Below are 15,107 nucleotides of genomic sequence, written 5' to 3' on the forward strand. Positions count from 1 at the left end.
CCGCCCCTCGTCCCCGTCCGGCGCACCGGCCTCCCCCGTCACCTACCGGGGGCTCACGTTCGACCTCCCGGCCAACTGGAACGTCGTCAACCTCGACGAGCACCCGGATACCTGCGTACGGCTCGACCGGCACACCCTCTACCTCGGCCACCCGGGCTCCGGCCAGGACTGCCCGACCCACCTGGTCACCGCCAAGACGGAGGCCGTGGTGCTCGAGCCGTTCGACGGAGCGGTTCCCCGCACCGGGATGCCGCTGGTCGACGTCCCTGCCGGCCACCAGGTCCCCGGCGCACTGCCCACCGACGACGAGCACGAGGTACGGGTGGCCTTCGACGGCGCCGGCCTGCTGGCCACCGCCGCCTACGAGGATTCCCCCGACGCCGTGCGGAACGTCCTGGCCACCGCACGGACCGGACCGTCCGCGACTCCCGGGGCCCTCCACGAACCGTCCTCGCCCGCCCTGTCCGCTCAGGCCGCCGCGGCGACGCCCAGCACCGGCTTCACCGGAAAGGCCTTCGACGCCTGCACCGCCCCGTCAGCCTCCGCAATGGCCGCCTGGGCACGCTCCCCCTACCGAGGGGTCGGCATCTACATCGGCGGCCCGTCGATCGGCTGCCCGCATCAGCCGAACCTCACGCCGTCGTGGGTCCAGGAGCGCACCAAGGCCGGCTGGCACATGCTGCCGATCTACGCGGGCACGCAGGCGAAACGCATCTCGTCCCGTACGGCCGAGCAGGACGGGCGCGCCGCGGCCGACAAGGCCGTCGCTCTTGCGAAGGACCTAGGATTCGTCCCCGGCACCGTGCTGTACGACGACATGGAGGCCTACGGGGACGACTCCGCGTACCACGCCCGTGTCCTCTCCTACTTGTCGGGCTGGTCGGCGCGCGTCCGGGAGCTCGGCTTCCGGGCGGGGGTGTACAGCTCTGCCGGAGCGGCCATCCAGCAACTCGCCGGCGTGTACCGCTCCCGTACGCATGCGTTGCCGGACGTCATCTGGACTGCCGCCTGGAACCACAAGGCCGATCTCTCCGACGGCTACACGCCGGACGGGTACTGGGCTGACCACCAGCGTGTCCATCAGTACGAGGCGAACGTCCTTGAGACGTACGGCGGCACGACGATCAAAATCGACCGCAACTACATGGACGTCGCCGCGGCCCCCACGGTTCAGGACCCGGGCATGACGGAACTCACGGCCGGTGACTTCACCCACGACGGGAGGAAGGACCTGGTGGCCGTCCAGGTTTCCACTGGCAAGCTCTTTCTCTACCCGGGCACCCGTAAGTCCGGTCTGGACACCTTCGGTGACCGGGTGGAGATCGGTTCCGGTGCCTGGAACGGCATGCGCAACCTCACCGTCGGCGACTTCACCGGTGACGGCAAGCCCGACCTTGTCGCCACGAAGACCGAGACCGGGCAGCTGTTCCTCTACCCGGGTACCGACGGCAAAGGCCTGGCCACGCTCGATGACCGAGTCGAGATCGGTACAGGCGGCTGGAACGGCATGAAGCATCTCGCCGCAGGTGACTTCAACGGCGACGGCAGGGCCGACCTCGTCGCGGCGAGGACGGAATCGGGCCAGCTGTTCCTCTATCCCGGCACGCACAAGCCGGGTCCGGCCACCCTGGCCGACCGGGTCGAGATCGGTACGGGCGGCTGGAACGGCATGAACAAGGTGGTATCACCGGGCGACTTCAACGGTGACGGCAAGGACGACCTCATCGCCACCAAGACCGATACCGGTGAGCTCTTCCTCTACCCCGGCACCGCCAAAGCCGGACTCGACGCCCTGGGCGAACGGGTCGTGATCGGCACCGGCGGCTGGAACGGCATCTCCGACTACGCCGCCGCCGACTTCACCGGCGACCGGCGGGGAGACGTCGTCGCCGTCTCCTCCGATCCCGGACGGACGGGAAAGCTCTACCTCTACCGCGGCAATGGCAAGGGCCTCGATGCCCGAGTGGAGATCGGCACGGGCGGCTGGTGAATCGCCGCACGGCCCCGCAGCCTCCACCCCGCCGCCGCTCCACCCCCTCCCTTTCCCTTTCCCTTTCCACGAACGGGTTCAGCATGTCCGTGTCTCATCGTCCGCGCGCATTCCTTGCGTCGCTCGCCGCCGCCCCCCTGGCCGCTGTGCTCGCCCTGGGCGGCGCGGGAACGGCGCACGCCGCCTCCATCGCCACATGGGACAAGGTCGCCCAGTGCGAGAGCAGCGGCAACTGGCACATCAACACTGGTAACGGCTACTACGGCGGACTGCAGTTCGACGCCGCCACCTGGGCCGACTTCGGCGGCAAGAAGTATGCGCCCCGGGCCGACCTGGCATCCAAGGAGGAGCAGATACGCACCGCCGAGAAGGTGCTCGCGGCCAGAGGCGAGAGGGCCTGGCCCAACTGCGGACCGCGCAACGGCCTCGGGAAGGACCACGCCGACCCGTTCCCGTCCAAGCCCGTACCCGCCGATCCCGGCATGACCGAGCTCGTGACGGGCGACTTCACCCACGATGACAGGAAGGACTTGGTGGCTGTTCAGGTGTCCACCGGGAAGCTCTTCCTTTACCCGGGTACCGGAAAGTCCGGCCTGGACACCTTTGGCGACCGGGTCGAGATCGGTTCCGGTGCCTGGAACGGTATGCGCAACCTCACCGTCGGCGACTTCACCGGTGACGACAAGCCTGATCTCGTCGCGGTCAAGAAGGACACCGGGCAGCTGTTCCTCTACCCGGGTACCGACGGCAAGGGGCTGGCCACTCTCGCCGACCGGGTCGAGATCGGCACCGGTGGCTGGAACGGAATGAAGCACCTCGCCGCAGACGACTTCGACGGCGACGGCAAGGACGACCTTCTTGCCGTGAAGGCAGAGACGGGTGAACTGTTCGTCTACCCCGGCACTGGAAAGGCGGGGCTTGACACCCTGGGCAAACGCGTCCTGGCGGGCAAGGGCAATTGGAACCGCGTGAACAAGCTGATCTCGGTCGGTGGCTTCGACGCCATGGGCGGGAACGAACTCGTCGCCACCGACACCAAGACCGGGAAGCTGCTTCTCTTCCAGCCCCTCGGGAAGGGCAGTGCTCCCTTCTTCGACGTTGAGGGATCCATCGAACTCGGTGCCGGAGGATGGAACGAGATCTCCGACTACGCAGCCGGTGATTTCAACCATGACAGGCAGATCGACCTCATAGCCATCGCCTCGGGCCCGCACGAGACCGGGAAGCTCTACCTGTACCCGAACAACGGCTGGAGCTCCGGCTTCAAGAGCCGTATCGAGATCGGTAGGGGCGGCTGGTAGGAACTGCGTGCGGATCCCGTCAGGCGAGGTGTTCCCGCCTGACGGGATCCGCCGCTCTCCCGGATCAGCCGCATGGGTTCTTCAGGGAAGAACCGGTGACGGCGCGGGGCCAGCGGTGGTCGCGGCTGAGAGCGCAGATGCGCTTTCCGACGGTTTCCGGGTCGAGTTCCCACAGGCGGATGGCGCGATCGGTGTTCGTGGTGGCCAGGACGTGTCCTGTGGGAGCGTAGGCCAGCCCGGAGACGTAGCCGCCGGTTCCGGTGAGTGTGGCGAGGGGCCGGTGGTTTTGCGTGTTCCACAGGCGGATGGTGCGGTCGTAGCCCGCTGTGGCCAGTGTGCGCCCGTCGGGGGCGTAGGCGAGTCGGCTGGTGGTGTCGGTGTGTTCGGTGAGCCGGGTGACGCGCTGGTGGGTTTCGGTGTCCCACAGGGTGACATCACAGCTGGTCGCCGCCAGTGTGCGGCTGTCGGGGCTGAAGGCGAGGGAGTACGTCCGGCACATCTGACCCTCGCGGGCGAGGGTGGCGACCACGGTGCGGGTGCGGATGTCCCACAGGCGGACGGTCGTGTCGTGGCTTCCCGCGGCGAGGGTGTGGCCGTCCGGGGAGAAGGCTACGGAGCCCACGGCGTCGGGCTCGCCGTCGAGGACGGCGACCGACTGGTGGGAGCGGGTGTCCCACAGGCGTGTGCTGTGGTCACTGCCGGCCGTCGCCAGGGTGAGGCCGTCGGGGCTGAAGGCCGCTGCGCGGACGGTCCCCGAGTGGCCCCTGAGGGTGGCTGTCTCCCTGTGCGCACGGGTGTCCCACAGCCGGGCCGTGCCGTCGTCGCTTGTGGTGGCGAGCGTCCGGCCGTCGGGAGAGAACACCACGCCGGTGATGGCGTTGGTGTGGCCGGTGAGTGTGGTGATGAGGCTGCGGTGGGCGAGGTCCCAGAGGGATACGGAGCCGCGGGAGTCACCGGCGGCCAGGGTGAGGCCGTCGGGGGAGATGGCCACGGCGGTGGCGGACCCGCCGCTGCCGGTGAGCGTCCGGGACTTCTCGAGCGTGGAGGCGTTCCACAGCTGGAGCGTGGGTGACACGCCTCGTTGTCCGGTCTCCGAGGTGGTGACCAGGCTCTGCCCGTTCGGGCTGAAGGCCACGGCCGATATGAGCCCGGCCCCGGTCAGTGTGCCGGTGGCCTCGTGGGTCGTGGTGTCCCACAGGCGCGCGGTGTCGTCGTTGAAACTGGCGGTGGCCAGAGTGCGGCCGTCCGGAGAGAAGGCCACGGACCAGACGATGTCGTGGTGACTGGTGAACGTGGCTGTCGAACGGTGGGTCTCCAGGTCCCACAGCCGGGCCGTACGATCCGAGCTGCCGGTCGCAAGCATCCGGCCGTCGGGTGAGAAGGCCACGGTCATCACGGCGTTGGTGTGACCGGTCAAGGTGGCCCTCACGCGGCGGGATGCCGTGTCCCAGAGCCGGACCCGCTGGTCGGTGTACGCGGCTGCCAGGGTGCGGCCGTCGGGAGAGAACGTGACGCGGCGGACCGAACTGGTTCCGTCGCTCAGCAGTCCCGTCTGACGGTGCGTGGCAACGTCCCACAGGCGTACGGTGCCGTCGTCGCTCGCTGAGGCCAGGGTGCGGCCGTCGCGGCCGAACGCCACGCTGTTGATGCTGCTGGAATGGCCGGTGAGCGTGGCGACGAGCTGATGGGTGGCCGCGTTCCACAGCTTGGCTGTACGATCCCGGCCCGCCGTGGCGATCAGGCGGCCGTCGGGGGAGAAGGCCACGTCGGCGACCCTGTCGGTGTGACCTGCGAAGGTCGTGACGAGTCCCCCTGAGGCCGCGTCCCAGAGCTTGGCCGTATGGTCGTCGCTCGCCGTGGCTACCAGGCGGCTGTCGGGGCTGAACGCGACGGCCCACATGTCGTCCGTGTGCCCGGTGAGCTGGCTGCCGGGGTACTGGGCGTACGCGCTGATCAGGCTGCTGCGGGCGTCGGTGGTGGGTGAGCGGCGGTAGGCGCTCAGCGCGAGCAGCATGGCGGCCTCGGGCTGCTCGCGCATCATTCCGTCCGCACGGGCCGCGAGTTCCCTCGATTCCGCGATGCGGCGTTGCTGGCCAGCCGCACGGCTCTGCTGAAGGGCCATGGCGCCGGCCACGAGCGAGACGACGAGCAGGACCGCCAGGCCGGAGGCCAGGGAGCGCAGGCGCCGCAGGCGCCGCTGTTCCAGCCGCCTGTGCGAGGCCTCGAGATCGGCGCTCGCCTGCAGGAACGTGCGCGCCGTCGAGGTGAGGACCGCTCGGGTACGAGGGTTCTCTGCGGCTTCGAGGGCGGTGGCCAGGCGCGGACCCCGGTAGAGGAGGGTGGGGTCGTGTCCTTCCCTCTCCCAGGTGGCGGCTGCGTCGGCCAGGGTCTGGCGGGTGTGCAGGACGGACCGGTCCTCGTCGATCCACTGGCTGAGCCGGGGCCAGGCGTCCAGCAGGGCCTCGTGGGCCACCTCGATGTGTTCGGCATCGACGGTGAGCAGGCGCGCCCGGGTGAACGTTTCGACGACGGCGTCGGCATCCTTCAGGTGGTCCGCGCCGGCCTGCAGGATTTCCGTCCGTCGGGCGGGCCTGCTCGTGTGTCTGCCCTCTCCGAGCTGGATGAGGTGCAACAGGACATGCCGCGCGGTTTCCTGCTGGTGCGGCGGAAGCGAGGCATAGGCGCGCTCGGCGGTGGCGGCGACAGCGCCGGAGATTCCCCCGGTCAGCCGGTAGCCGTCGACGGTCAAGGTGGCGCCTTCGCGGTGCTGCCAGGTGCTCAGCAGGGCGTGGGACAGCAAGGGGAGCGCACCGCCCGGGGTCGTGCGGGCCGGTGCCGCACGGCCGTGCAGGAGGCCGATGTCGCGCAGCAGGATCTCGACCAACCCCGGTTCCAGCTCCAGGCCGGCCTCGCGCGCCGGTCCTGTGATGGCGTCGCGCAGCTGTGCGTCATCCATCGGCCCCATCGTCATGTGGCCCCGTTGCATGGCCGCGGCCAGCCCCGGAAAGCCGAGACAGCGCTCGTAGAAGTCGGATCGCACCCCGAGGACGACGAGCGCCGAGGGGAGATGTGCGCCCGGCGTCCGCGGCCTCGTCAGCGCGAGCAGCGCCTGCACGAAGGCCTCTTGCTCCCTCTCGTCGGAGCACAGCATGAAGGTTTCTTCGAACTGGTCGACCACGACGACCAGAGCGGCGTCCTCCTCGCTGACCGCGCCGCGCGCATCGCCGCCGTCCCCGGCATCCGGGCCGGCAGGGGCGCGCGCAGCATCCACGGCGGCGCTGACGGTGACGGCGAGGGCGTCCCCTCCCTCCCGTTCCGCCTTCTCCAGTAGCCGGCGGGACGCTCCGGTCACTGCGGCGATACGGTCCAGCAGTTCCTCAAGGGGGCGTGTGCCCGGCGTGAGCAGGGCGACAGGCCATGCCTGCGAACCGGTGACGGGCAGCACACCGCGCGCGAGGGCCGGCAGGAGGCCCGCCCGCAACAGCGATGACTTCCCGGCCCCCGACGGCGCCATGACGAGAAGGGGCCCCGGCGTGTGAAGCCGCTCGGTCAGCTGTGACACCAGATCCGCGACGGCCTTCTCCCGCCCGAAGAACCACCGTGCGTCCCGGATGCCGAACGAGGACAGCCCCGGATACGGACACGTGCCGTCCTGCCGCGCCTTGCCCCCGGCGTCACATCCTGCTGCGGGGGGAAGAGCACCGGCCAGCAGCCCGCCCGTCGCCAGCACCTGATCGCAGACCCGGGCCAGTTCGTACGTCAACGGCTTCTCACCGTTTTCGACCTTGCTCAGGTAGCCCTTGCTGTAGAACGCCCGGCGAGCCAGCTCGGCCAGCGTGATGCCCTGCTCGCGCCGGAGCCGGCGCAGCAGTTCCCCGGCGCGTTCCGGGGCCGGCGGAGGAGCCCCCGCGACTCCGCTGCCGAGATCACGACCTATGCCATCCACTTCTGTTCCCCCCTCGGCACGCGAACCGCCCCGCGCGCCAGCCAGCCCCTCGACACATCCTGAGCAACCGCACAAGCGCGCCCATTTCTACGCGAGAGGATAGCTGTTCGCGATCGTGGCATCGCTCCAGGTAGCGCGCCGACGGGGTGGTGCGCCTCGGGCGTGCGCGACCGAGCCCCTTCGGAGCCCGAGGCTCTGGCGGCAGGCGAACGGCCCGCCGGAGGGGCCGCCAATGGCGGTCTTGCCCCAGTTCGCCCGGTGTTTCCCGAAGCGCCTCCTGCGAAGGAAACAGGGAAACCCCTTCCCCCGGCCGTCGGCCGCGAGATGGACTGCGCCGCACGCACCCGGTGACGAACCGCTCACCGGAGTGACGCATTCAGTGCGGTCCCGGGGTGCCGGGCACCGGTAAAAGAATTGAGTCCCGATGCAGTTCATCGCGAAGCTGGCCACGGTGGCGACGGTGAGTGCGGCCGCCGTCCTGGTGACTTCCACCGTCAGCCGGGCGGACGTCGTTCCCGTACCACCGACCGTCGTCACCAACACCAACAGCAGCCTGTGCTTGGTGGTGGAGGGTGACGGCAAGTCCAACGGTGCCCGCGCTCTTCAGGGGGACTGTGGTTCCGGGCACTGGAAGATCCGGTGGGCCGGTACGGCGGAACGCTCCGGCTCGGACCCGACCGGCCCGGTCACGTTCACCAACGAGTACCGCATCACCGACACCGACAGCGGCAAGTGCCTGGAGATCGCCGACTCCCGTAAGGACGACGGCGCTCCGGCCCAGACGTGGGACTGCCGCGACGGCCTGAAGACGCAACTGTGGGAGCTGGACTCGCACAACCCCGGCCGCATCGTGAACAGGAACAGCGGCAAGGCCCTGGAGGTCGAGAACTCCTCGCTCCGGTCCGGTGCCCGCGTGCAGCAGTGGACGAAGGCACGTACGGCACCCGGCCAGGTGTGGCGTTGGACGCTCTCGTGACGGCCGGAGGCAGAGCGATCCGGTTCGCGCGGCGCCGCGGCGCCGCCTCCGTGCTGGGGGCGGTGCTGGCCGGCGCCATGACCGTGTCGCTGCTGCCGGCCGACATCGCTGCGGCCGGTGGCCGAAAGGACTTCAAGCCACGGGCGGTACAGCAGACGCGCAGCGTACCGGGCAAGCCGCTGGCAGGGCGCGACGGCAGGTCGCTGAGCGAAACGGACACAAGGGCCGGTCAGTCGCCGAGGGCGCGATGGCCCAAGGCGGCCGAGAAGGAGATCGAGGTCGCCGGGAACGGCAAGGCGGCCGTCAAGAGCGCCAAGCTGGCAGCGGGCGCTGACGGGTTTCCCGTACGGATCGTGCCGGCCGACGGCGCGGCCGGCACCGTTCTGCGCTCCTCGATGGTGACGGACGCGCGGGCGGCGGGGGAGCCCACTCGGCCGAAACGTGTCAAGGTGCGCATAGCCGACCACGCCACCGCCACCAAGGCCGGTGTGGAAGGCGTATTGATCGGCGTCAGTCGCAGCGACGGCCAGGACGGTCCCGGCCGCGCCTCCGTCGAAGTGGACTACAGCGCCTTCCGCGACGCCTACGGCGCGGGGTGGGGCTCGCGCCTGCAGCTCGTGCGGCTGCCCGCCTGCGCGCTGACCACCCCCGACAAGCAGGAGTGCCGGACGGCGACGCCACTGGCGGCGCACAACGACGCCAAGAACGAGAAGCTGACCGCGCAGGTCGACGTCCCGGGGGCGCCGCGGTCGGCGGTTTCCTCCCGTACCGCCGTCACCGTCCTGGCCGCCACCGCGGCCCCCTCCGGCGACCAGGGCGACTTCAAGGCCACGTCCTTGTCTCCCTCCGGCTCCTGGAAGGCCGGTGGCAACGCCGGCGGCTTCTCCTGGAGCTACCCGCTCCAGGTCCCGCCGGTTCCGGGCGACCTCGCGCCCAAGCTGGGCCTGGACTATTCCTCGGCGGCCATCGACGGACGCACCGCGGCCACGAACAACCAGGCGTCCTGGGTCGGTGACGGCTGGTCGATGGAGGCGGGTTTCATCGAGCGCCAGTTCATGGCGTGCAAGGAGGACAACGGCAAGGGCTCGAACGCGCCGAAGGAGAGCGGCGATCTGTGCTGGCGTTCCGACAACGCCGTCATGTCGCTCAACGGCAAGAACACCCCCCTCGTGAAGGACACCAAGGACGGGGTGTGGAGGCCGGCGGCGGACGACGGGTCACGAGTCGAGCACCTCAAGGGCAGCGACCAGGACACCGCCAACGGCGACGACGACAACGAGTACTGGAAGGTCACCACGACGGCCGGCACTCAGTACTGGTTCGGGAAGAACCGCCTGCCGGGGTGGACGAAGGGCAAGCCCGAGACCCGGTCGGCGTTCACCGCACCGGTCTTCGGCAACCACGAGGGCGAACCCGGACATCAGAGCGCCTTCAAGGACTCCGCCCGGGACCAGGCGTGGCGCTGGAACCTGGACTACGTGGTCGATCCCCACGGCAATGCCATGACCTTCTTCTACGAGCAGGAAACGAACGCGTACGCCAAGAACTCGGGCGGCACCCACACCTCCAAGCCGAAGGCCGACGCCGGGTACGTGCGTGGCGGGCACCTGACGCGCGCGGAATACGGCCTGCGGGCGGGCGACGCCCTCACCGGCAAGCCTGCCGCCAAGGTCCTGTTCACCACCGCCGACCGCTGCCTGGCGACGGAGTGCGCGTTCGACAAGAAGAGCGCGGAGAACTGGCCGGACACGCCCTTCGACCAGTTCTGCGAGAAGGACAAGGAGTGCATGAACGGCTCGCCCTCCTTCTGGTCGAAGAAGCGCCTGACCGCTGTCACGACCCAGGCCCTGAAGGGCGACTCCTACCAGGACGTCGACACCTGGGCCCTCGGGCACTCCTTCCCGGGCGTCGGCGATGCGGGCGGGCCTTCGCTGTGGCTGACCGGCGTCACCCGCACGGGCAAGGCCGGCGGAACGCCGTTGAGCATGCCCCGGGTGACCTTCGGCGGCACCCTGATGCCCAACCGGGTGGACGCCGCCGAGGGCCGTCCGCCGATGAACAAGTACCGGATCACCCGCATCAGCTCGGAGACCGGCGCCGACACCCTGGTCCGCTACTCGGCCCCCGAGTGCGTCGCCGGCAAGCTGCCGGAGCCCCAGTCCAACGCGAAGCGCTGTTTCCCGACGTACTGGACGCCCAAGGCGGCCGTCGACCCGGTGAAGGACTGGTTCCACAAGTACGTGGTGACCGACGTCACCGAGAACGACAAGGTGGGCGGCCAGGAACCCAAGGTCACGGCGTACGAGTACCTCGGCGGTATCGCCTGGGCCAAGGACACGAGCGAGTTCACGCCCGAGAAGCAGCGCACGTACAGCGACTTCCGCGGCTACGGCAAGGTCCGTACCCGGACCGGCACGGCGGGGCGAACCCTGACCGAGTCGGTGTTCCTGCGGGGCATCGAGGGGGACAAGGTGACCGATTCCTCCGGCACCTCCGTCACCGACGCCCTTGAGTACGCCGGATTCACCCTGGAGAACGCCACGTACGACGGCGACGGCGGAAAGATGGCCAAGGCCGCCATCAAGCGCCCCTGGTCGCGAAAGACCGCGGCACAAAAGCGCGACGGGACCACCGATCTGACCGCCCACCTCGTGGCAGCGGAGCAGGAGATCACCCGGGACGTGTTGTCCGACGGCACCTGGCGCACCACCAGATCGGCCCATGAGTTCGACGACCACGGCCAGATCGTGGCCACCTCCGACGAGGGTGACACGGCGGTCACCGGCGACGAGATGTGCACCCGCACGACCTTCGCCTACGACAAGGAGAACTGGCTCCTGGGCTACCCGTCCACCCTCCGGCGGACCTCCGCGTCGTGCGGCACCACCGACGACGAGGGCAACATCCTGAACGAGATCCGCACGTCCTACGACGGGCGGGCCCACGGCGAGCCGCCGGTACAGGGCAAGGCCAACCCGACGAAGGTGGAGGAACTCGACCGCTTCGAAGGCGGCAAGCCGGTCGTGGTCACCACCTCCACCCACGCGTACGACGCGGTCGGCCGTGTCGTGGAGGAGTCGGACGCGGCGGGCCGCAGGACCCGAACCGCCTACGCGCCGGCCGCAGGTGCTCAGCCCACGAAGATCACCACCACGAACCCGAAGGGGTACGTGACCACGGCCGAGACCGACGGCCTTCGTGGCGCGACCACCAAAGCCACGGACGTCAACGGCCGTACCACGACGCAGCAGTACGACGCCCTGGGCAGGCTCGTCGCGGCCTGGAAGCCGGGCCGCAGCACCTCCGCACCGGCCGACGTGCTGTTCTCCTACGACGTCCGGGGCACCGCACCGACCGCCGTGACGTCGAAGACGCTGCTGGAGAACGGCAAGTACCGCACGGCCATCACCCTCTATGACGGACTGCTGCGCACGCGCCAGACGCAGACCGACGCCCACGGCGGCAAGGGCCGGCTGATCACCGACACCTTCTACGACAGCCACGGCCGGACGTACAAGGCCAACGCCGAGTACTACAACGGCGGCGCGACCACCGGGACGATCCTCGCGGTCGCCGACAACAAGGTGCCACAGCAGACGATCACCGAGTTCGACGGCCAGGGCCGGCCCACGGCAACGGTCTTCGCATCGCTGAACGTCGAGAAGTGGCGCTCCACCACCTCCTACGGAGGCAACTGGACCGCCACCGTTCCCCCTGGGGGCGGCACCGCCACCCTCACGGTGGCGAACGTGCGGGGCAAGCCGGTCGAGGTCCGGCAGTACAAGGGCGGCAAGCCCGTGCTCGACGCCCCCGCCGGCTCGTACGAGGCGACCAAGTACGGCTACGACTCCGCCGACCGCCTCACCAGGCTGGTGGACGCCGTCGGCAACACCTGGACGGCCGAGTACGACCTGCGGGGACGGCGCACCAAGAGCAGCGACCCGGACAAGGGAACCATCCGGATGACCTACACCCCCGATGGGCAGGTCGCCACTGTCACCGATGCCCTCGGACACACACTCGCCACCACCTACGACGACCTCGGCCGCAGGACCAGCGTGCGCGAGGGGAACGAGTCCGGCGAGAAGCGCGCCGAGTGGGTGTACGACACCCTGCCCGGCGGCAAGGGCCGGCTGACCTCCTCCGCCCGCTACGAGAAGGGCAACGCGTACACGGTCGCGGTCACGGGATACGACGACGGAGGCCGGGCCACCGGATCCACCGTCACCGTCCCGGAAGCCGAGGGCAAGCTGGCGGGAAGCTACACCTTCACCAGTGTCTACACGCCGAACACCGGGCTGGCCGCCCAGACCGTCTTCCCGGCCGGCGGCGGACTGCCCGCGGAGACCATCCGGCACGGTTACACGGACTTCGGCCTGCCGACGACGCTGAGCGGCAGCCGCGTCTACTCCCTCGGCAACGAGTACGCGCCGTCCGGCGACCTGCTGCAGACCGTCCTGGGCACCGTCGGCCGCCGCACGGTCCAGACCTTCACCTACGAGACCGACACGCGTCGCCTCGGCGGCGTGACCGAGGACCGCGAGGCGGACGGCCCGCAGACCATCGACCACAAGGCCTACTCCTACGACCCCATCGGTAACGTCACGCGCATCCGCAACGACCGGGAGGACAAGAAGACGACCGACACCCAGTGCTTCGTCCACGACTTCGCCCGGCGTCTGACCGACGCCTGGACGGCCGCCGACGACTGCTCCACCCGGCCGTCCGGCGACACCCGGCCGAAGATCGGCGGCACGGACCCGTACTGGTACTCGTACTCCTACGACTCGGTGGGCAACCGCACCGCCGAGACGCGGCACGACCCGGCGGGCGAGGCGGGCAAGGACGTCCGGCGCGCCTACGCCTACCCCAAGCCCGGCACGTCCCTGCCGCACGCCATGACCGCGGTCGGCATCACGGGACCCGGTGCCCGCAGCGACTCGTTCGAGTACGACAAGGCGGGGAACACCGTCCGCCGCGTCACCGCCGGCGGCGACCAGCGCATCACCTGGGACGCCGAGGGGCACATGGCCTCGTCCACCATCGGGGACAAGACCTCGACGTTCCTCTACGACGCGGACGGCCGGCGCCTGCTGCGCAGGGACCCGGAAGCGGTCACCCTGTACCTGGACAGCCAGGAACTGCGGCTCGACACGAAGACGGGCAAGGTCAGCGGAAAGCGGTTCCTCACCGCGAAGAACGCCACGATCGTCGTCTCCTCGGACGGTGGCGTGTCCTACGTGCTCAATGACCACAACGGCACGCCCGACCTGACGGTCGACGCCGAATCACTGCGCTTCACCCGGCGCGCGAGCGGCCCCTTCGGCACGGCCCGCGGCCCCCAGCCGGCTGCAGGGCAATGGCCCAGCGACCACGGATTCGTCGGCGGCACGAAGGACGAATCGACCGGCCTGACGCACGTCGGTGCGCGTGAGTACGACGCGGACAACGGCAGGTTCTTGTCCGTCGACCCGGTGCTGAACGCCGAGAACCCGCAGCAGGCCAACGGGTACGCGTACGCGAACAACAGCCCGGTGAGCAACAGCGACCCGAGTGGCGCCATCACCATCGGGGACCTCGTCGGCATGGTCCCCGGCATGGGGCAGATCGGTGCGGTTTTGAACATGGTCGAGTACGGCATGAGCCAGTACAGGTCCTACACCCGCAGTTCACCGTCCTACAGCTCCGCCCGGCGGCAGATGTGGGACCGCGGGGAGGCCGGCGGCCGGTTCGGGCACTTCAACGTGGGCAAGGGCAAGGACCGGGGCATCATCATGGTTCGCTACTTCATTCACACTCGTGAAGCGATGAAGGTCATCCCCGGTATGCCGGGATGGCTCATGGGTGACGACCGCGGTTTCTCCTCGGATCCTGCCGAGAAGGCCTATCGCATGGTGCTCTTCTGGGACACCGCCTCAGGGGATGTGACCTTCAAGATCGCGCCGTCTCACACCCTGCCGCGGAAGACGTACATCTCTTCCTACGCGCAAGGAGGAAACGCCGCACCCATCGAAGTGGATGTCGCGTCCAAGCGGGTGGACGCCAACCAGTTGATCATCGATGACAGTGGTGGCGAGCTGGATACGCTCACGAAGAACCTCACCCTGTTCGGTAAGAACGTTCTGCAGACGCGTGACTCGAACTCACAGCGGCTGAATCTCGGCCTGCACGCCGTACAGCCCCTGCTGAGCATCGGGTCGGTCGACAACGACCTCACCATCGCGGCCAATGAGTCGACGATAACGGTCAGGCGGCAGGGAGACGCCTACCCGGATATGGAAGCTGTGCAATACCGCAGGAACGTTGACGTGCCCACCTACATCGGCGTCGACAAGATGGCCAACACCAGCGGCTATCCCTCCCTCCCGCCCTGGCCGAACATGAACCGGTCGTGGACCGTGCCGACGAACAAGACGATGTGCACGCCGGAGTCCGGGTGAACAGGATCGGCCCTGCCGACCGGCGGCGCCGACTGTCGTGGTGGCTGCTGGACTGCACAGCTCGCTACACCGCGGTCTTCGTGGTCGCCTGGGCCGTCGCTTCGGCGACGGCCCCCCGGGTGGCCGACCCGAGCTCGACGGACTTCTCCGTAGTGCTGCCCTTCTGGGAGTCCTTCGGGATCTGGCTCTCGGCCGGACCGGGGACCTTCGCGATGGTCGGCTTGCCGTCGCTCTGCCTGCTTCTGGTCATCTCGGGCCGCAGGGAGAGCATGGAGCCGGGAGAATTCCGCCTTTTGGCGAGTGGGCTGTTGAGCATTCCCCTGCTGGTCTTCCTGTTCTTCGGTTTCGGCTGGGTGCTGCTGATCATGCCGACCGCCCACCTGCTGTTCACCTGCTGGTTGATGCCGCTGCCGTTTCGGGGCGGCACGGACGAGCGGCACTGACCGTTCCGTCA

6 protein-coding genes are annotated in these 15,107 nt (G+C 69.2%); 5 read left to right on the forward strand and 1 reads right to left on the reverse strand.

Annotation, left to right across the window (positions count from 1 at the left end; all coding sequences use genetic code 11):
- A partial coding sequence (locus tag ACSNOG_RS01015) for a glycoside hydrolase domain-containing protein (RefSeq protein WP_436750557.1) occupies positions 1 to 1,990 on the forward strand: 1,990 nt, incomplete at its 5' end.
- 146 nt (positions 1,991 to 2,136) lie between these two features.
- Positions 2,137 to 3,291 carry a transglycosylase family protein gene (locus ACSNOG_RS01020; RefSeq protein WP_436750558.1) on the forward strand — a complete coding sequence of 385 codons (1,155 nt, stop codon included), beginning with the start codon at positions 2,137 to 2,139 and terminating at the stop codon, positions 3,289 to 3,291.
- A 64-nt stretch (positions 3,292 to 3,355) separates the two neighbouring features.
- Here the strand turns inward: ACSNOG_RS01020 and ACSNOG_RS01025 are convergent, their stop codons facing one another.
- Positions 3,356 to 7,237: an nSTAND1 domain-containing NTPase gene (locus ACSNOG_RS01025; RefSeq protein WP_436750559.1), complete on the reverse strand. Its 3,882-nt coding sequence runs from the start codon at positions 7,235 to 7,237 to the stop codon at positions 3,356 to 3,358.
- 424 nt (positions 7,238 to 7,661) lie between these two features.
- Here ACSNOG_RS01025 and ACSNOG_RS01030 point away from each other — a divergent pair, with 424 nt between their 5' ends.
- The 3 genes from ACSNOG_RS01030 to ACSNOG_RS01040 are packed head-to-tail and all read left to right on the forward strand — an operon-like array spanning position 7,662 to position 15,096.
- The gene (locus ACSNOG_RS01030) at positions 7,662 to 8,213 is read left to right on the forward strand and encodes an RICIN domain-containing protein (RefSeq protein WP_436750560.1); all 552 of its coding nucleotides are present in this window, start codon (positions 7,662 to 7,664) and stop codon (positions 8,211 to 8,213) included.
- Entirely contained in the window at positions 8,198 to 14,653 is a 6,456-nt protein-coding gene (locus ACSNOG_RS01035; protein ID WP_436750561.1) for an RHS repeat domain-containing protein, read from the forward strand. The genes ACSNOG_RS01030 and ACSNOG_RS01035 overlap by 16 nt, the downstream gene beginning before the upstream one ends.
- Positions 14,605 to 15,096 carry a hypothetical protein gene (locus ACSNOG_RS01040; RefSeq protein ID WP_436750562.1) on the forward strand — a complete coding sequence of 164 codons (492 nt, stop codon included), beginning with the start codon at positions 14,605 to 14,607 and terminating at the stop codon, positions 15,094 to 15,096. Before ACSNOG_RS01035 ends, ACSNOG_RS01040 begins: the two co-directional genes overlap by 49 nt.
- The last annotated feature ends 11 nt before the right edge of the window (positions 15,097 to 15,107 follow it).

The organism is Streptomyces sp. URMC 124 (assembly GCF_051386455.1).
GTDB lineage: Bacteria > Actinomycetota > Actinomycetes > Streptomycetales > Streptomycetaceae > Streptomyces.